17 protein-coding genes and 2 pseudogenes are annotated in these 15,482 nt (G+C 71.6%); 4 read left to right on the top strand and 15 right to left on the bottom strand.

Translation table 11 applies throughout. The features are described from left to right. Nucleotides 1-5: 5 nt before the first annotated feature. The gene (locus K8W59_RS18550) at nucleotides 6-242 is read right to left on the bottom strand and encodes a hypothetical protein (RefSeq protein WP_223396476.1); all 237 of its coding nucleotides are present in this window, start codon (nucleotides 240-242) and stop codon (nucleotides 6-8) included. Between the two features lie 63 nt (nucleotides 243-305). Then, nucleotides 306-1,508: a glutaminase gene (locus K8W59_RS18555; protein ID WP_223396477.1), complete on the bottom strand. Its 1,203-nt coding sequence runs from the start codon at nucleotides 1,506-1,508 to the stop codon at nucleotides 306-308. A gap of 64 nt (nucleotides 1,509-1,572) precedes the next feature. Here K8W59_RS18555 and K8W59_RS18560 point away from each other — a divergent pair, with 64 nt between their 5' ends. After that, nucleotides 1,573-2,844: a low temperature requirement protein A gene (locus tag K8W59_RS18560; protein WP_223396478.1), complete on the top strand. Its 1,272-nt coding sequence runs from the start codon at nucleotides 1,573-1,575 to the stop codon at nucleotides 2,842-2,844. 198 nt (nucleotides 2,845-3,042) lie between these two features. Here K8W59_RS18560 and K8W59_RS18565 read toward each other — a convergent pair whose 3' ends face one another. The 7 genes from K8W59_RS18565 to K8W59_RS18595 all read right to left on the bottom strand — a co-directional run bounded on the left by K8W59_RS18565 (nucleotide 3,043) and on the right by K8W59_RS18595 (nucleotide 7,522). Then, nucleotides 3,043-3,201, bottom strand: a complete 159-nt coding sequence (locus K8W59_RS18565; RefSeq protein ID WP_223396479.1) for a hypothetical protein — start codon at nucleotides 3,199-3,201, stop codon at nucleotides 3,043-3,045. Between the two features lie 62 nt (nucleotides 3,202-3,263). Then, entirely contained in the window at nucleotides 3,264-3,776 is a 513-nt protein-coding gene (locus K8W59_RS18570; protein WP_223396480.1) for a GNAT family N-acetyltransferase, read from the bottom strand. Nucleotides 3,777-3,794: 18 nt separating this feature from the next. After that, nucleotides 3,795-5,072: a phosphotransferase gene (locus K8W59_RS18575; RefSeq protein ID WP_223396481.1), complete on the bottom strand. Its 1,278-nt coding sequence runs from the start codon at nucleotides 5,070-5,072 to the stop codon at nucleotides 3,795-3,797. A gap of 22 nt (nucleotides 5,073-5,094) precedes the next feature. Next, entirely contained in the window at nucleotides 5,095-5,769 is a 675-nt protein-coding gene (locus tag K8W59_RS18580; RefSeq protein ID WP_223396482.1) for a M15 family metallopeptidase, read from the bottom strand. Between the two features lie 68 nt (nucleotides 5,770-5,837). Continuing rightward, nucleotides 5,838-6,188 carry a hypothetical protein gene (locus K8W59_RS18585; protein WP_223396483.1) on the bottom strand — a complete coding sequence of 117 codons (351 nt, stop codon included), beginning with the start codon at nucleotides 6,186-6,188 and terminating at the stop codon, nucleotides 5,838-5,840. Between the two features lie 26 nt (nucleotides 6,189-6,214). Continuing rightward, on the bottom strand, nucleotides 6,215-6,805 hold the full coding sequence (locus K8W59_RS18590) for a hypothetical protein (protein WP_223396484.1): 591 nt from the start codon (nucleotides 6,803-6,805) through the stop codon (nucleotides 6,215-6,217). Between the two features lie 12 nt (nucleotides 6,806-6,817). Then, the gene (locus tag K8W59_RS18595; protein WP_223396485.1) at nucleotides 6,818-7,522 is read right to left on the bottom strand and encodes a VOC family protein; all 705 of its coding nucleotides are present in this window, start codon (nucleotides 7,520-7,522) and stop codon (nucleotides 6,818-6,820) included. Between the two features lie 289 nt (nucleotides 7,523-7,811). Between K8W59_RS18595 and K8W59_RS18600 the strand changes: the two genes are divergently transcribed. Then, a complete protein-coding gene (locus tag K8W59_RS18600; protein ID WP_223396486.1) occupies nucleotides 7,812-8,474 on the top strand; it encodes an SAM-dependent methyltransferase in 663 nt (220 codons plus the stop codon). A gap of 20 nt (nucleotides 8,475-8,494) precedes the next feature. Here K8W59_RS18600 and K8W59_RS20325 read toward each other — a convergent pair. The 5 genes and pseudogenes from K8W59_RS20325 to K8W59_RS18625 form a co-directional block, all read right to left on the bottom strand. After that, nucleotides 8,495-9,340: pseudogene (locus K8W59_RS20325) on the bottom strand (phosphatase PAP2 family protein); the annotation flags it as partial. A 104-nt stretch (nucleotides 9,341-9,444) separates the two neighbouring features. Further along, nucleotides 9,445-9,867, bottom strand: coding sequence for a TA system VapC family ribonuclease toxin (locus K8W59_RS18610; RefSeq protein ID WP_223396487.1), 423 nt, complete (start codon nucleotides 9,865-9,867; stop codon nucleotides 9,445-9,447). Then, on the bottom strand, nucleotides 9,867-10,121 hold the full coding sequence (locus K8W59_RS18615) for a hypothetical protein (RefSeq protein ID WP_223396488.1): 255 nt from the start codon (nucleotides 10,119-10,121) through the stop codon (nucleotides 9,867-9,869). The genes K8W59_RS18610 and K8W59_RS18615 overlap by 1 nt, the downstream gene beginning before the upstream one ends. 80 nt (nucleotides 10,122-10,201) lie before the next feature. After that, nucleotides 10,202-10,750, bottom strand: coding sequence for an NADPH-dependent FMN reductase (locus K8W59_RS18620; protein WP_223396489.1), 549 nt, complete (start codon nucleotides 10,748-10,750; stop codon nucleotides 10,202-10,204). Between the two features lie 118 nt (nucleotides 10,751-10,868). Beyond that, nucleotides 10,869-12,071 carry an HNH endonuclease signature motif containing protein gene (locus tag K8W59_RS18625; protein WP_223396490.1) on the bottom strand — a complete coding sequence of 401 codons (1,203 nt, stop codon included), beginning with the start codon at nucleotides 12,069-12,071 and terminating at the stop codon, nucleotides 10,869-10,871. 349 nt (nucleotides 12,072-12,420) lie between these two features. Here K8W59_RS18625 and K8W59_RS18630 point away from each other — a divergent pair. Then, nucleotides 12,421-12,891 (top strand): annotated as a pseudogene (locus tag K8W59_RS18630) (chloramphenicol phosphotransferase CPT family protein); the annotation flags it as partial. 126 nt (nucleotides 12,892-13,017) lie between these two features. Here K8W59_RS18630 and K8W59_RS18635 read toward each other — a convergent pair. After that, a complete protein-coding gene (locus K8W59_RS18635) occupies nucleotides 13,018-14,460 on the bottom strand; it encodes an aldehyde dehydrogenase (protein WP_223396491.1) in 1,443 nt (480 codons plus the stop codon). Between the two features lie 122 nt (nucleotides 14,461-14,582). On the opposite strand from K8W59_RS18635, the gene K8W59_RS18640 reads away from it, so the two are divergent. Then, complete coding sequence (locus K8W59_RS18640) at nucleotides 14,583-15,479, top strand: helix-turn-helix domain-containing protein (RefSeq protein WP_223396492.1); 897 nt, start codon at nucleotides 14,583-14,585, stop codon at nucleotides 15,477-15,479. The last annotated feature ends 3 nt before the right edge of the window (nucleotides 15,480-15,482 follow it).

Below are 15,482 nucleotides of genomic sequence, written 5' to 3' on the forward strand. Positions count from 1 at the left end.
GCGGCTCAGTCCTCGGGGAGCTCGGCGAACTGCCGCTTCATGTCGCGGTACCAGCCCAGCGACTTCTTCGGGTGCTTCCACCGACCGCGCATCTCCTTGTTCGCCGGCTCGTGCGCGGTGTCGCCGGCCTTGACCGCGTCCTTGAGGTGCTGGTCCTGGGCGTTGATCACGTCGTCGGCGCTCTCGCCGCGGTGGGCCAGGTCGCAGGGCCCGCCGAGCTGGCGGCAGGTCATGGTCTTCATCGGGTTCCTTCCCTTCGGGCGTGCTGGGCGCCGCCCAGTGTTCCGTACGACGAGCAGGAGCGCTCAGGAGCGCCCGAGGTGCTCGGGGGTCACGACCTCCACGTCGTGCCCGTCGAGCTCGAGGCGGCGTACGCCCTCCTCGGCCATCCGCCCGCCGACGTCGTTGACGTCGGTGACCCGGCTCAGGTCCAGCAGGACGGGGCCGGAGCCGGGCTCGATCGTCTCCATCACCCGCAGCACGTGCTCGGCCGCGGCGTAGTGGATCGCGCCCTGCAGCTCCAGGATCGTGCGGCCGTCGACGACCTCGTGCCGGCGGATCACGGTGGCGCTGGTCGCGGGGGCGGCCATCACGTGCATGCCCATGTCGCGGGACAGGCGCTGGCAGATGTCGACACCCCGGGCGCTGTTGCCGAAGCGGTCCAGCCGTGGGGAGAACACGCCGAGCCCGACCTGCCCCGGGAGCGCGCCGATGATGCCGCCGGCCACCCCGCTCTTGGCGGGGATGCCGACGGAGGTGAACCAGTCCCCCGCGGCGTCATACATCCCGCACGTCGCCATCACGCTCAGCGTCTGCCGCGCCACCCACGGCGCCACGACCTCCTCGCCGCTGACCGGGTTGACCCCGCCGTTGGCCAGGGTCGCGGCCATGACCGCGAGGTCGCGGACGTCGACCGCGAGCGAGCACTGCCGGGTGTAGCCCTCCACCAGCCGGACCGGGTCCTCCTGGACGATCCCGTTGCCGCGGACCAGGTGGCCGAGCGCGAGATTGCGGTGCGCGGTCTCCATCTCGGAGGCGAAGACCGCCTCGTCCACCTCCAGCGGGCGGGCGGCGAAGGCCGAGAGCCCCTCGAGCGTCGCGGCGTCCCGCTCGTCGGGGGTCAGGCCCGGGTCGCCGACCAGCGAGTGGGTGACGATCGCGCCCACGTTGATCATCGGGTTGCGCGGGCGGCCGGTGTCGGGCTCCAGGGAGATCTCGTTGAACGCGTCCCCGCTGGGCTCGACGCCGACCGACTCCAGCACCCGGTCCAGCCCCCGGTCGCGCAGCGCGAGGGCGTAGGCGAAGGGCTTGGAGATGGACTGGATGGTGAAGCGCACGTCGGCGTCGCCAGCGGAGTGGACCGGCCCCTCCAACGAGGCCACGGCCACCGCGAGCCGGTCCGGGTCGGCCGCCGCCAGCTCGGGGATGTAGTCGGCGACCGCGCCGTCGGTGCTGGCACCGCAGTCGTCGAGCACCTCTTGCAGATAGTCAGGCACCGGTGTCCGCATGGGCACAGGGTGGCACAGGTTGCCCGCCCTTCCGCACCGCTCCGCGGTCACCTAGGCTCGATCGGTGTCTGAGTCCCAGAACGAGCTGACGACCGGCTCCCGCCCGCACGGGCTGATCCCGATGCGGGGACGCGACCCGCACGACGCCGAGCGCAGCGCCAGTCCGCTGGAGCTGCTCTACGACCTCACCGTCGTGGTCGCCTTCAGCATCGCGGGTGGTGAGTTCGCGCACGCGATCGTCTCCGACCACCTGTGGAACGGCCTGGTCGCCTTCGCGATCACCATGTTCGCGGTCATCTGGGCCTGGCTGAGCTTCACCTGGTTCGCCTCGGCCTATGACACCGACGACTGGGCGATGCGACTCGCCGTACTCCTCCAGATGATCGGCGTCATCATCGTCGCCCTCGGCGTGCCCGCCCTGTTCGAGGGGATGAACGAGTGGCACGTCGACAACGGGGTCGTGGTCGCCGGCTACGTCGTCATGCGAGTCGCGATGATCACCTTGTGGCTGCGCGCGGCGCATGCCGATCCGAACAGGCGGCCAGCACTGGTGAAGTACGCCGGCCTGCTGTTCGCGGTGCAGGTCGCCTGGGTGGTCCTCGCGCTCAACCCGTTCCCGATCGAGGTCGTCGTGCCCGCCATGGCCGTGCTCTTCTTCCTGGAGATGGCGGGGCCGCGGATGATCGAGGGCCGCCAGACCACCACGCCCTGGCACCCGCACCACATCGCCGAGCGCTACGGCCTGATCATGATCATCAGCTTCGGCGAGGTCATCTTGGGCACGACGACCGCGGTCGAGGCGGTCGTGAGCGAGGTCGGATGGTCGGTGGATGCCGCGCTCATCGCGCTGGCCGGGGTCGCCGTCACCGTCGGCCTGTGGTGGAACTACTTCGCCATCCCGTATGCCCAGGTGCTGGAGGTGCGCTCGGACAAGGGGTGGGTCTTCGGGCTCGGGCACATCCCGGTGATCGCCTCGGTGGCAGGCGTCGGCACCGGCCTGCACGTGGCGGCGTACTACATCCAGGGCGAGGGCGACATCTCCGAGGGCGGCGCGGTGCTCTCGGCGGCCGTCTCGATGGCGGTGTTCATCGTGCTGTTCTTCGCCCTCGTGCACCGGATGCTGCCCGGCCGGGACCTGTTCCACGTCGTGCTGATCGCGCTGATGGGGCTCTCCCTGCTGGCGGCGGTGCTGATGGGCTACTCCAACCTGCCGCTCGGCTGGTCGCTGGTGGTGCTCTCGCTGACGCCGTGGATCTCGGTGGTCGGCTATGAGACCCGTGGGCACGGCCACGTCACCCGGATGCTCGAGCGCGTCCGCTCCGGCGCCCCCTCCTGACCTCTCTCCCCCGACCGGGCATTCCATGCACCCAAGACCCCGCGACCGGGCATTCCATGCAGCCAAATCCCCGCGACCGGGCACTGGATGTCACTAACGGACGCACGCCAGGGCACTTGATGCACCCCAACCCCGCGATGGCCCCTGCCGTGACGGCGCGGAGCCCCGCACGTTCGCCACGTGTCGGTAGCGGCCGGATCAGTCTTCGTGATCGTCCGGGAGGGGGGTGCGCGCGACCGCCTCGATGCTCGCCGACTCCCGCCGTCCGCGACGCCGCGCGTCCTCCACCAGCGCACGCGCCAAGCGGATGGTGGAGGCAGGAACGTGGGGGCGGGGCAGTGCGGATGCCGCGGTCATAGGGACTCCTCGTCGTCAGGTCCAGTGTCGTCCAGCCGGCCGACCCCGTCCACAGGTCGCCCCTACCGCCCGTAGCGCACCATCCGCACGTGCACGCCCTCGTCCTGCTCGTCCTCGGTGCCGTCGAGCCGGAAGCCCTGCCGCTCATAGAAGCGGATCGCCCGCTCGTTCCCGGCCAGCACCCACAGGTAGGCGCCCCGGTCCGCGACCGCTGTGTCGAAGAGCCCGTAGCCCACGCCGCGGTCCCAGTAGGACGCCCGCACGTAGAGGGAGTAGAGCTCGAGCAGGTCGTCCACGTCGTTGTCCCGCGCCGGCCCGGTCGCCGCGAAGCCGATCAGCCCGCCGTCGTCCTCAGCCACCCAGGTCCGCTCCTCCTCGCCGGGGAGCTCGCGGCGGGCCAGGATGTCCTCCCAACGGGCGACCCGCTCGGCGACGCGCTCGCGGCGGTCGTCCAGTATCCCCCGCGGCACCAGCCCGGTGTAGGCGTCGTCCCACACGTCCAGATGCAGGTGCGCCAGCGCCTCGGCGTCGGCGGGCACGGCGGGCCGGATGGTCACGTGGTCGGGCACGGGCATGGCGACACCCTAGGTCGCTCAGCCGAGCAGTCGCGCGCGGATTCCGGCCAGCCCGGAGTCGACGTACGACGCCCCGCCGCCGAGCTGGCCGTGCCGCACCTCCCACCACGGACCCAGGCGGTGCCGGCGCAGGCCGCGGTCGCGCTCCTCGCCCGTGAGGGAGTACGACGACGCGACAGCCTCGGCGAACTCGCGCGGAGCGCCGTGCACCGTCCAGGACAGGTCGATCGCGGGGTCGGCGACCCGGGCGTCGGTCCAGTCGATGATCCCGCTCAGCCCCTCGCCGGTCACCAGCAGGTGGTCGGGACCGAGGTCGTGGTGCACCAGCGTCGTCGGCGTCTCCTCCGCCGCGGCGTCGAGGAGACGGGCACCGGCCGACCGGAGGTCGGGGTCGAGCAGAGGCAGCACCTGCCGCCGCATCCCGTCCAGCTGCTCGAGCAGCTCGGCGCGGGCGGCGTCGGCGGAGGGAACGCCGGTGTCGCCGTACACCGTCTCCGGCAGGTCGTGCAGCGTCCGCAGCAACGCCCCCATCGCCTCGCCGTCGCGCGCGGTCAGGTCATCCGGCCGCGCGTCGCCGGGCACCAGGGCGTGCCGCACCCACAGCGGCTCGGCCGCCATCACCTGAGGCACCGGCACCGCCAGCGGGAGGAGGGGCGCCAAGCGCGGCAGCAGCCGGGTCTCGGCCAGCAGCGGCGCCTCGATCTCCGCACGCAGGGGCCGCCGGTCCACCCACCGGCCCTCGGCCACCTCGGCCGCGCTGTCCCATCCCGGCTCCGAGACCGGCGCCCGGTCCGCGGCACGCTCGCGGACCCAGGGGCCGAGCAGCGCGACCGTGTCCGGGATCCACGACCAGGCCGGGTCGTCCAGTCGCGCGGCGAGCGTCTCCAGCGGCCACCAGGCCAGCTCGGCGACCTCCTCCGGCTGACCGCGGACCGGCCCGTCCCACTCGGCCAGGTAGGAGTGCCCCCAGTAGCGGGTCCGGTCGTCGCCGAAGAACCCGCGCCCGAGAGGGGTGAGCGGCACCCCGGCGACGCCGACCTCCTCGGCGAGCTCGCGCCGGGCGGCCGCGTCCGGGGACTCGCCCGCAGCCATCACCCCGCCGGCCGCGAAGTCCCACCGGCCGGGGTAGACGTCCTTGGTGTCGGTCCGCCGGTGCACCAGCACCCGGCCCATCGGGTCGCGGACCAGCACGCCGGTGGCGGCGTGGATCAGGTTCTCCGCACGCACCCGCGACCGGGGGGCGACGTCCACCGGTGCGCCGTACTCGTCGTAGACCTGGACCTGCTCCTCGGTCATGCGGCGACCCGCCGCCGGGCCGTCACGGCAGCTTCTTGGCCTCGAAGTGCTGGTAGTCCTTCAGCGACTTCCACGAGCCGCCCCACTCGAAGCCCCGGCTCTTGAACGCCTTCACCACCACGTCGTTCTTCACGATCATCCCCGGACGGACGTCGGTGCGGTCCAGGAACTCCGAGCCGGCCGGCGGGAGCACGGTGTCGCCCTTGACGTAGGGGTTCTCCACGGTGTTGATGTCGATGGCCATGCCGTAGGAGTGGATGGAGAACCGGTCGGTGGTGCCGGTGATCGGGCGGCAGTTGAAGGCCGAGGTGTTGTCCGCGGCCATCGAGGCGTCGTCGGATCCGCCGTAGGTCTCGATCAGCTCCATCCGCCGGATCGGGAAGCGGGCGTCGTACATCTCCCCGAACGCCTCCACCACCTCGTCGGCGACGTCCTTGTGCACCATCAGCTCGCCGCCCTCGTGCGCCTGCCCGTCGAATCCCCAGTAGGTCATCGTCACCACGCGCAGGTCGTCGATCGGGACGGGGCAGCCGGGCTGCCAGGAGACGCCGATCATCTGGTCGCGATACTCCTCGGACACCGGCGCGACGGTGGCGCTGAACTCCGGGGCGGCGGCCGGGTCGGCGGCGGCCGCGGCGGTTGTGGGTACGGCGACCGCGGCGAGCGCGGTCACGGCGACGAGCGGTCGAGCGAACATGGCGAGCCTCCCGAGGCAGGGTGGTGGTCGGACCCGAACCTGCCACGAACCGCGGCCACCGGCAACGGTCAGCGGGGACGGGTCAGCCGCCGGGCCGTCCAGCCGACGAGGCCGAAGGCCACCAGCACCAACAGAGCGACCACCAGGCGGGCACCGTCGAGGTTGCCACGCAGCCGGTCGTCGGCCACGCTCATCACCACCGCCACCAGCACCGGGAAGACGATCAGGAGCCCGAGGATCCACAGCACGGCTTGCCAGGGACCGCGCATGCGACTCCCCCGACCCGGGGACGCCGCCGAGCCGCCCGGGTCGGTCGGGTCGGTCGGCGGGGCCGGCTCCACGACCAGGGTCTGGTCCGCCCAGCGCCTGAGCTCCCCGGCCAGATCGAGCCCCTCGACGATCCGGTCGGCCTCGGGCACGCCCAGGGCGCGCCCACCGAACAGGGTCAGCTCGTCGCCGAGGACCTCCAGGGAGTACCCTCGGTGAATCGCTCGAGCCGGTCGTGCAGACCCGGGGGGAGTTCCGTGGGCGGACCCGCTGCGGGGCCGGCCAGCCGGACCCGGAGGAACAGCTGCGGTCCGACCTGATGCCACCGTGACCGTGGAGTGGTCGAGGGCACTCGGTCGCCCACCTCGAGGAAGGCGGGCTCGGCGGTTCGGACGCTCTGCACCACCAGCGCCGACTCGGAGGCGAACGCCCGACCGGCGTAGTCCGGGACGAGGCGACCCCGGGTCAGGGTCAGCCCGTTGGCGGCGGCGAACGACGCGAAGGCGTCCGCCTTCCCGGCCTTCCGCCACAGGTCGACGACGACGCACACGCCACCGACGAACACCATCGCCAGCACCACCCAGCCGCCCCGGTCCTCGACGTTGCCGGTGAGCAGCAGGCCGACGGCCACGACGAGCGGGACCGCCACGAGCAGGAGCCCGAGCACCGCGCCCATCACCCACAGGTTGTTGGCGCCCAGAGCCTGCAGCCGCAGGCGCGCACCGGGGCGCCCCTCGAGCGGCCTGAGATCGAGCGTCCGGTCGGTCACGCGGGCAGTGTCTCAGGCGGGCAGCACCACGCAGAGCTCGTTGCCGTCGGGGTCGGCCATCGGCACCCGCCCGGAGGCCGCCGAGCCCAAGCGCGAGGCACCGAGCGCGACCAGTCGGTCGACGTCGTCCGCGCCGGTGGCGTACAGGTCCAGGTGCATCCGGTTGCGCCCCCACTTCGGCGCAACCGGAGGCCCGCCCCAGGTGACCTTGGTGCCGCCGCGCGGCGACTGGATCGCGGTCTCCTCGTCCTGGTCCCACACCAGCGGCCAGCCGAGCGCCTCGGCCCAGAAGTAGCCGACCGCCTGCGTGCCGTCGGAGGAGAGCGCGCCGATCGTGCCGGTGTCGGAGAGGAAGCCGTTGCCCGGCGGGATCACACAGAACTCGTTGCCCTCGGGGTCGGCCAGCACGGCGTGGCCCTCCTCCGGGCGCTGACCGACGTCGATGTGGGCGCCGCCGAGCTCAAGAGCCCGGGCGATCCGGGCGTCCATCTCCTGCTCCGAGGCGCTCGTGAGGTCGAAGTGCGCCTGGTTCGGCCCTCGCTTCTCCTCCAGCGTGGGGAGGAACCGGATCTGGAGCTCGGTGTCGTCCTCGGGGACGAGGGCGATCCCGTCGTGACCGTCGTCGACGACCTTGCGGCCAAGGACACCGCCCCAGAAGCGCGCGAGCCCGACCGGGTCATGGGCGGCGAAGCACAGGGTGACCTGATGGATGCTCACCTGAGCCATCATGCTCGCCCGCGCACCGTCCGGCCACCGCGTTTCCGTCCAGTGGGGTCCAGCCCTCACCGGAGCGTCGGCCTAGGCACGTGCTGGTCACCTGCCGTTCGCTCACGCGGGCCTACCCCCGGCGGCGCGTGCACGAACCACGGAGCAAGTCGGCCGATCAGTCGACGCCTCACGCTCAGCAGAGGGCGGTCACGGCCGGATACTGGGTGGTTCGTGCACGCTCTGGGCGGTCACTCGTCGGTGGCTTGCCCGATTGCCGGACTGCACCGAGCATGGGTGCGTGAGTGCGGACCGAGACACCCCGGCGTTCGACAGGGACTACTGGGAGGAGCAGTGGATCACCGGCGCGGGCGGCGCGATGGCGACCGCCCCGCCCAACCCGCACCTGGTCGCCGAGGTGGCGGCCCTCGACCCGGGTACGGCGCTGGAGGCCGGCGCCGGCGCGGGCGCGGAGGCGATCTGGCTGGCCGGCCGCGGCTGGCGGGTCACCGCCGCGGACATCTCCGCGGAGGCGCTCGGCCGCGCCCGCGACCGAGCCCGGTCAGCCGGCGGCGAGGACCGGATCACGTGGGTCGAGGCGGATCTGTCGGCCTGGGAGCCGGAGGAGAGGTTCGACCTGGTGACCACCCACTACGCGCATCCCTCGATCCCGCAGCTGGCGTTCTATGCCCGGCTGGCCGGCTGGGTCGCTCCGGGCGGGTCGCTGCTCGTGGTCGGACACCGGCAGGCTCCCGACGATGTCGTGGGCCACGGCCACGGTCACGGCGAGGGCGGTCGCCCGGCGCCGGAGGCCTCGGTCACCGCCGCGTCCGTGGCCGCGCTCGTGGGCTCTCCGGACTGGACGGTCGTGACCGCCGCGGAGTCCGAGCGGGTCGTCGAGACCGAGGCCGGCGAGGTGAGGCTGGCCGACGTCGTGGTGCGCGCCGTACGCCGTCCCCACTGACGGCTCACCAGCCACAGCGAGGCCAGCACGATCGCGTCCCCGACGACGGCATCGAGCAGGTAGTGGTTGCCGGTGATCACGACACTGGCCAGCATCAGCAGCGGCAGCGCCGTACCGACGATCCGGGTCCAGCGGCGGCCGCCCTCGCGGACCAGAGCGATCCCGACGAGCAGGTCCCAGCCGACGTGGAAGCTCGGCATCGCGGCATAGGGGTTGGTGAACACTGGCGGCTGCAGGACCCGGTAGGCCTGCGACTGCGCCGTCACCGTGTCCACGAACCCGAGGTCCATCAGCCGCGGCGGCGCGACGGGATAGACGGCCACGATGAGCATGCCGACCAGGCCGGAGAGCAGCAGCGCGTTGCGATAGACGACGTACGCCGCCGGTCGGCGCCGCGCGAGCCAGATCATCACCGCCGCGATCACCGGCCAGTGGCCGTAGATGTAGATGCCGTTGACCAGCCGGGTCATCCCGTCGACGTCGAGGGCCGCAGCCTGGATGGCGCGCTCGACGTAGATGCCGAGGGACCGTTCGAGGTCGACGATGCCCATCGCGTTCTGGGTGGCCGCCGCGCGCTCACCCGCGGTGATGCTCCGGACGGCGAAGTAGACGCCCGCAGCGACCGCCAGGAGGAGCCCCTGCCGCAGCGCGAACGGCAGCCCCCTCCCCCTTCGCTGGTCGAGCCTGTCGAGACCACCCCGCCCTCGCTGGTCGAGCCTGTCGAGACCACCCCGCCCTCGCTGGTCGAGCCTGTCGAGACCACCCCGCCCTCGCTGGTCGAGCCTGTCGAGACCACCCCGCCCTCGCTGGTCGAGCCTGTCGAGACCATCGGCAGGAGGCAACGGCGGCGGGGCGATCAGCGTCATGCCTCAAGCCGACCAGTCAGACCACCCTCAGGGCATCGGGGAGCGACACCCAGCGGACCCGGACTCGCAGCTCAGGGAAGGCTCCGGATCGCCCCCGAGTCGGATCAGGGCGTGGGTACGACGACCCGCACGCCGAAGCGCGCCAGGCCACGGTCGAAGGACGCGACCGCCCCGCCATGCTCGAGGGCCAGAGCGGCGAGGTGCGCGTCCGCGGTGAGATTCCCCGCGGTCCCCGTGGTCTCGAGCAGGCCGGCGAGGATGTCCAGGTGCCGGCGCGTCGGTTCCGGGACGGTGACACGTGGATGGGCCAGCCAGGAGCGCACGGCTCCCAGCGCCTCCTCCACGGGTAGCGGCCTCGAGAACACCCGTGGATTGGTGGTGATGCGGACGACCCCAGAGCCGACTGTCACGGGATCCCGACGATCTCCGACCCCGCGAGAGTCGGTGAGCCAGGCGCGCGCCGCGCCGTGCTGGGCCGACCGCTCGTGCACCGCATAGATCAGCACGTTGGTGTCGAGGACGAGCATCAGCGACCCTCGTTGAGCTTGCGCACGAGCTCCTCGTCCTCCAGTGCCGCCGCGAGCGCCGTCGCATGGTCCAACTCATAGGAGGTCTGGCCCAGGTCGGCCGAGGGGAACACGACGTCGACCTGTGCTGTCTCGGCACCCAGACCACGACGTATCGCCTCGTTGACTGCCCGCTTGAAGGGCACATCGCGCGTGCGCATGTCGCGCTCGAGCAAGGCGGCGACATCCGGGTCCAGCGTGATCGTGGTCCGCATCAGTGCATCATGGCATCGAGTGTGATGATGCTGTGATGCATCACGGACTGGCTGACATCCCCCCTCCTGGGAGGGAAGGGTCAGTCGACCTTGGTCAGCAGCTCCTTCAGGCCCCGCTCCAGGTCCTCGCCGAACCGGGAGACGACCGCCTCGGCGTCGACCAGCAGGCCGTCCTCGCCGTAGTCGTCGCCGCCGAGAGTGATCGCGACGTTGTCCTCGACCGCATCCGCGCGGGTGACGAGGAAGACGTTCTTCAGCGCGTCGGCGGCCATCTGTCCGCCGCGGCCGCCGTAGCTCACGACCAGCGTGGGCAGGTCGTTCCACTCGGTATAGACGGTGTCGATCGCGTTCTTCAACGGGGCCGGGATCCCGCCGTTGTACTGCGGGGTCAGGAGGACGACGCCGTCCAGCGCGTCGACCTTCTCCGCCCAGGCCTTGGTGTGGTCGTGCTGGTAGTCCCCCAGCGCGGGCATCCTCGGCTCGTTCATGAACGGCAGGTCGATCTCCCGCAGGTCGAGGACCTCGGGCTCGGCGCCGTCCGCAGCGATGCGCTCCGCGATCGCGTCCGCCAGCTGCGGGCCGATCCGGACCGGGCGGGTGCTGCCGATGATGACTCCGATGGTGCTCATGGCTTCCTTCTTCTCAGGGCGGGTGGATGACTGCCCTGTCGAACGCCGGCCCGGATGCCGCTATTCCTTCACTGAGTGAAGCGATTGGATCGCCTGGCACGCCCGCGCTGCGGTCGGCCTATCTGCGTCGGTGGAACGTCACGGTGTTGTCGGCATGGATCACGGTCTGGTAGGCCGGATCGTGTGCTCGTCGGTGGTGGTGGGGGCAGTAGAGGCGGCAGTCGTGGATGTTGGTGTGGCCGTGGTCGCGGGCCCATTGTCGGTCGTGGTGGGCGTGGCAGCCTGAGGGTGGGATGGTGCAGCCGCGGGCGGTGCAGCCGCGGTCGCGGATCCCGAGGGCGATCCTCTGGGCTTTGGAGTGGTAGCGGCGGGTCCGGCCGAGGTCGAGGACCTCGGACGGGCCGCCGAGGACGGCGGGGATGATGCCGGCTTCGCAGGCCAGTCGGCGGGCGGTGCCGGCGTCGATGCGGTCGCCGTTGTCCAGGGTCGCGACCCCGATACCGGTCAGGAGGGTGTCGAGGGTCATGGTGACCACGATCTGGGCGTTCACCCCGCCGGTGGCGGGCAGCCGGTCGACCGGGTAGCGCTCGATGAGCTCGCCGAAGGCTTGTCCGTGGCGTTCGGGCACGCTGCGCCAGTCCCCGGTGGCGGGGTCTTTGAGGTCGTTGTGGTCGTGGCGTTGCGGGTTGGCGATGGCGTGGATGGCTTGGCGGAGCATGGCGCCTTGGTGGGCGGGGATCACAAAGGTGCCGTGGGTGCGGCCGTGGCCGTCGTCGTACATCGTCAGCGACGCGCCCTGGGCGGCGGCCGCTGCTTCTTTGGCGAGGACCTTCTGTTCGTGGGACTCCCCGACCTCCGGCGCCACGACGTCCAGAATCCCTTTCCCGAGGCGACGCAGTCCGTCGGCGTCGAAATGGGCTGCGTCGGCGAGGAGCCGGTCCCGCGCCTGCTCCCGAACCTCGGTGTCGACGGTGTCGGGCAGGGTGTCGACCGCGCGGAGGATCAGCGCCGCCTGATCCGCCCGCACGGTCCCGGCGGCGAGCGCGGTCGCGACCGGCGCGTTCGCGTCGTAGCCCAACTCCCGTCCGAAGCGGACCAGTCGCCGGGCCTCCCGCGCGGTGACCCGAGCAGTGTCGGCGTACCACGCCGCAGCGCTCCGGTGGCCCGTGTGGTGGTGCAGCGCGCGCCGGTCCGCGTCCGCGACCGTCCGGGCCAGCGCGTGGGTGAGCCGCCCGGTCGCGACGGTGAGCTGCTGCACCAGCCCCGCGACCTGATCGTCCGACAACCCCGTCAACGACAGCTCGCCCAGCCCGTCCAACACCCCCTCAAGCCCGCTGCTCAGTGCCTCCAACCGCGCCGACGCACCGGCACCGGGGGCATGCCACTCCCCAGACGGTGGATCGGGAACCAAAGAGACCATCAGCAGAACCAGCAGGCTTTCCGCGCCGAGAGGTGTCGGCGCTCAGGGATAGACAAGAGGGACGCGACGTCGAACCGGGTGTTGACGTAGCCGGGTGAAGTGGAATCGATCATACGCGCGATTGTGTTCCGGATCACTACGTCGATGGTCTACATCAAGAGACGGCAAACCATCCCAAAGACGCCGATCCAGCCTCTTCGGACCTTCCCTAAGACGCCCCCGTAGCCTTCGACCATGACCGAACCGGCGCGTGATCCTCCTGAACGGACCCTCAAGCTCCGGGAAGTCGAGCCTGGGCACAGCGATGCTGCCTCTGCTTGAGGACCCCTGGTTTCTCGTTCCCTTCGACGTCGTCAACGGGCTCCGATGGCCAGCTCCTCGTCGTCCACTGAACGACAAGGACCTTGAGGTAGTTCTACGCCGCACGCGTGCCGGATACCACCGCGTCGTTGCCGGCCTGGCCGCGGAGGGCAACAACGTGATCATGGACTATCCGCTCAGCGAACCCTGGAGGCTGGCGCACCTCCTTGAGGTGCTCGCCGGGTACGAGGTCACCTTGGTGCACGTCACCGTGTCGCCTGCCGCACTTGACGCACGGGAACAACAACGAGGCGACCGACCGCGCGGACTAGCGCGATCGCAGCGCACATTCACCCACCAAGATGCCGACCTTGAGGTCGACACCACCGAGAAGTCGCCGGCAGAGTGTGCGGGGTACATCGTCGATCGCCTGGACTCCCTCGATCATCCCCGAGCATTCGACCGCCTCCGACAGTCCTTGGCCGCGGAGGTCAGCCGTAACGCCGACTCGGCGTCAACAAGCGCCGACCCGGCGGGGTGGCGCGGCTCAGAGATAGACGCTCTGCAGCTGCTGGTAGGCAGCCAGTCCCTCCGGCCCGAGCTCGCGGCCGAGGCCGCTGCTCTTCACCCCGCCGAACGGCGCGGCCGGGTCGGGGATGTATCGGTTCACGCCGATGGTCCCGGTCTGCACCCGCCGGGCCACCTCTGCGCCGCGGGCGGGGTCGGAGGTCCACACGGTGCCGCCGAGGCCGAAGTCGGAGTCGTTGGCGATGCGTACGGCGTCGTCCAGACCGTCGTAGGCGATGACCGTGAGCACCGGCCCGAAGATCTCCTCCTGCGCCATGGTCGCGTTGTTGTCGAGTCCGGCGAAGACGGTGGGCTCGACGAAGAATCCCCGGTCGAGGTCGGGGCGGCCGCCGCCGGTGGTCACCCGGCCCTGCTCGGCGCGTCCCTTGGCGATGTAGGACTCCACCCGGTCCCGCTGCAGCCCGGTCGCCATCGGCCCGATCTGGGTCCCCGGGTCGGAGGCGGCCCCGACCTGCAGCCCTGCGGCGAAGGCGGTGAAGGCGTCCACCACCTCGTCGTACCTGCTCCGCGGTGCGAGGACGCGGGTGCCGAGGAAGCAGGTCTGCCCGTTGTTGAGCAGGGTGGAGGTGAACAGGCCCTCGCCGATCTGGGCGAGGTCGAGCTCGGCGTCCTCGAGCACGATCGCCGCCGACTTGCCACCGAGCTCGAGGGTCACGGGACGCAGCAGCCGGCCGCAGGTCTCCGCGATCGCCCGCCCCGCGGCGGTCGACCCCGTGAAGCCGATCTTGTCCACGTCCGGGTGAGCGACGAGGTAGGCGCCCACCTCGCGCCCGGCCGGCACCACGTTGACCACCCCGGGCGGCAGTCCGGCCGCCTCGACCGCCTCGGCGAGGAGGAACGCGTCGAGCACGGTCTCCGGCGACGGCTTGATCACCAGCGTGCACCCTGCGGCGAGCGCCGGCGCGAGCTTGAACATGGTGAGCGCCTGCGGGAAGTTCCACGGCACGACGGCTCCGACCACCCCCAGCGGCTTCCGGCTGACCTCGATCTCGCCGCCGAAGAAGCCGGGCCGCACCTCGGTGAATCCGCCTCTCGCGGCGAGCCCGGAGTAGTAGCGCAGCACCGCGCTGGGGTAACCGGCCTCGAGCTGGCGGGCGACGGCGACCGGCATCCCGTTCTGCGAGCTGACCCGCTGCACGAAGCCGTCGGCGCGCGCGTCGATCTCGTCGGCCAGCCTGTTCATCCCGACCGCCCGGCGCTCCGGCTCCCAGGCGGACCAGCCGGAGGGGTCGTCGAAGGCCCGGCGAGCCGCCGCAACGGCCGCGTCGATGTCGGCCTCCTGACCCTCGGGAACCGAGCCGACGACCTCCTCGGTGCTGGGATCGATCGGGCTGATCCGGCGACTGCTGCTGGGCGCGACCCACGTGCCGCCGATGAACAAGGTGTCGTAGTCGATAGCCATGGACGCTCCTCAGAGTGGATGCTTCCGGCTAGCCTGACTGCACCGCGCCGATCCGCGTTGACCGTGGGTGCCGCGGTTCTGGCCGATCCGTGCCAGTCCCTGGCCGCGAGGAGGCGAGGCCGATGACCGACGAGGTCGCGCCCTGGGCGGACGAGATGGCCGCGGTCTTCGGTCTGACCGTCGACGAGGCGTCCGCCCGAGGCCGAGTACGGCGGGCCCGGCTGGGCCAGGTGACCGCGTTCCGGATGACCGGGACGCCCCAATCGCTGCGGCGCGCCCCCGCCGCGATCCGAGAGGCGGAGGACACTCCGCTGAAGCTGTGCGCCGTCCGCTCCGGAGAGGTCACCCTGCGGCGCGACCGCGAGGGGGATCTGTCCCTGTCTGCCGGTCAGATGGGGCTCTACGACACCGGACTGACCTACGAGCTGCATGCGGACAGCCCGTGGGTCTGCACGGTGATGACGGTGCCGCGCGAGCTGCTGACCATGCCGCCCAGGACGCTCGCCGCTGCGCTGGCCCACCGCTTCCCCGAGGAGGGCACCGGCGCGGTGCTCACCCGGCTGCTGGACTCCGCGGTCGACGACGCCGGGGGCCGCCCGGACGCGGCGGTGCTGCTCGGACACGCCACAGTCAACCTGCTGGCCGGGCTGACGCTGGACCACGAGCGGCCGATCGCACCCGACGAGGCCCTGCGGGCCGGCGTACTCGGTCACATCCGGGCGGAGCTGGGCGACCCGGACCTGGGGGCGGCGTCGATCTGTGCGGCGCTGGGGCTGTCCCGGCGCACGCTCTACCGTCTGTTCGAGGGTCAGGAGTGGAGTCTCGCCGAGACCATCCGCAACCTGCGACTGGACGCGGTACGCGCGGACCTGCGCAGCCCGCACCTGGCCGGGCGCAGCATCATGGCGATCGCGGCCGGCCGCGGCTTCCGCGACCAGGCGCACCTGACCCGGTCGTTCAAGGCGCGGTACGGCGTCACGCCCGCCGCCGCGCGCCGGGAGGCGTTGGGAGCAGGGTGACCA

This window comes from Nocardioides rotundus, assembly GCF_019931675.1.
GTDB lineage: Bacteria > Actinomycetota > Actinomycetes > Propionibacteriales > Nocardioidaceae > Nocardioides > Nocardioides rotundus.

What these genes read in the sequence shown, in the direction of transcription:
- K8W59_RS18550 (WP_223396476.1), bottom strand. Translation starts at nt 242, where the DNA reads ATGAAGACCATGACCTGCCGCCAGCTCGGCGGGCCCTGCGACCTGGCC.
- K8W59_RS18555 (WP_223396477.1), bottom strand. Translation starts at nt 1,508, where the DNA reads ATGCGGACACCGGTGCCTGACTATCTGCAAGAGGTGCTCGACGACTGC.
- K8W59_RS18565 (WP_223396479.1), bottom strand. Translation starts at nt 3,201, where the DNA reads ATGACCGCGGCATCCGCACTGCCCCGCCCCCACGTTCCTGCCTCCACC.
- K8W59_RS18570 (WP_223396480.1), bottom strand. Translation starts at nt 3,776, where the DNA reads ATGCCCGTGCCCGACCACGTGACCATCCGGCCCGCCGTGCCCGCCGAC.
- K8W59_RS18575 (WP_223396481.1), bottom strand. Translation starts at nt 5,072, where the DNA reads ATGACCGAGGAGCAGGTCCAGGTCTACGACGAGTACGGCGCACCGGTG.
- K8W59_RS18580 (WP_223396482.1), bottom strand. Translation starts at nt 5,769, where the DNA reads ATGTTCGCTCGACCGCTCGTCGCCGTGACCGCGCTCGCCGCGGTCGCC.
- K8W59_RS18610 (WP_223396487.1), bottom strand. Translation starts at nt 9,867, where the DNA reads ATGCTCGTCCTCGACACCAACGTGCTGATCTATGCGGTGCACGAGCGG.
- K8W59_RS18615 (WP_223396488.1), bottom strand. Translation starts at nt 10,121, where the DNA reads ATGCGGACCACGATCACGCTGGACCCGGATGTCGCCGCCTTGCTCGAG.
- K8W59_RS18620 (WP_223396489.1), bottom strand. Translation starts at nt 10,750, where the DNA reads ATGAGCACCATCGGAGTCATCATCGGCAGCACCCGCCCGGTCCGGATC.
- K8W59_RS18635 (WP_223396491.1), bottom strand. Translation starts at nt 14,460, where the DNA reads ATGGCTATCGACTACGACACCTTGTTCATCGGCGGCACGTGGGTCGCG.
- K8W59_RS18640 (WP_223396492.1), top strand. Translation starts at nt 14,583, where the DNA reads ATGACCGACGAGGTCGCGCCCTGGGCGGACGAGATGGCCGCGGTCTTC.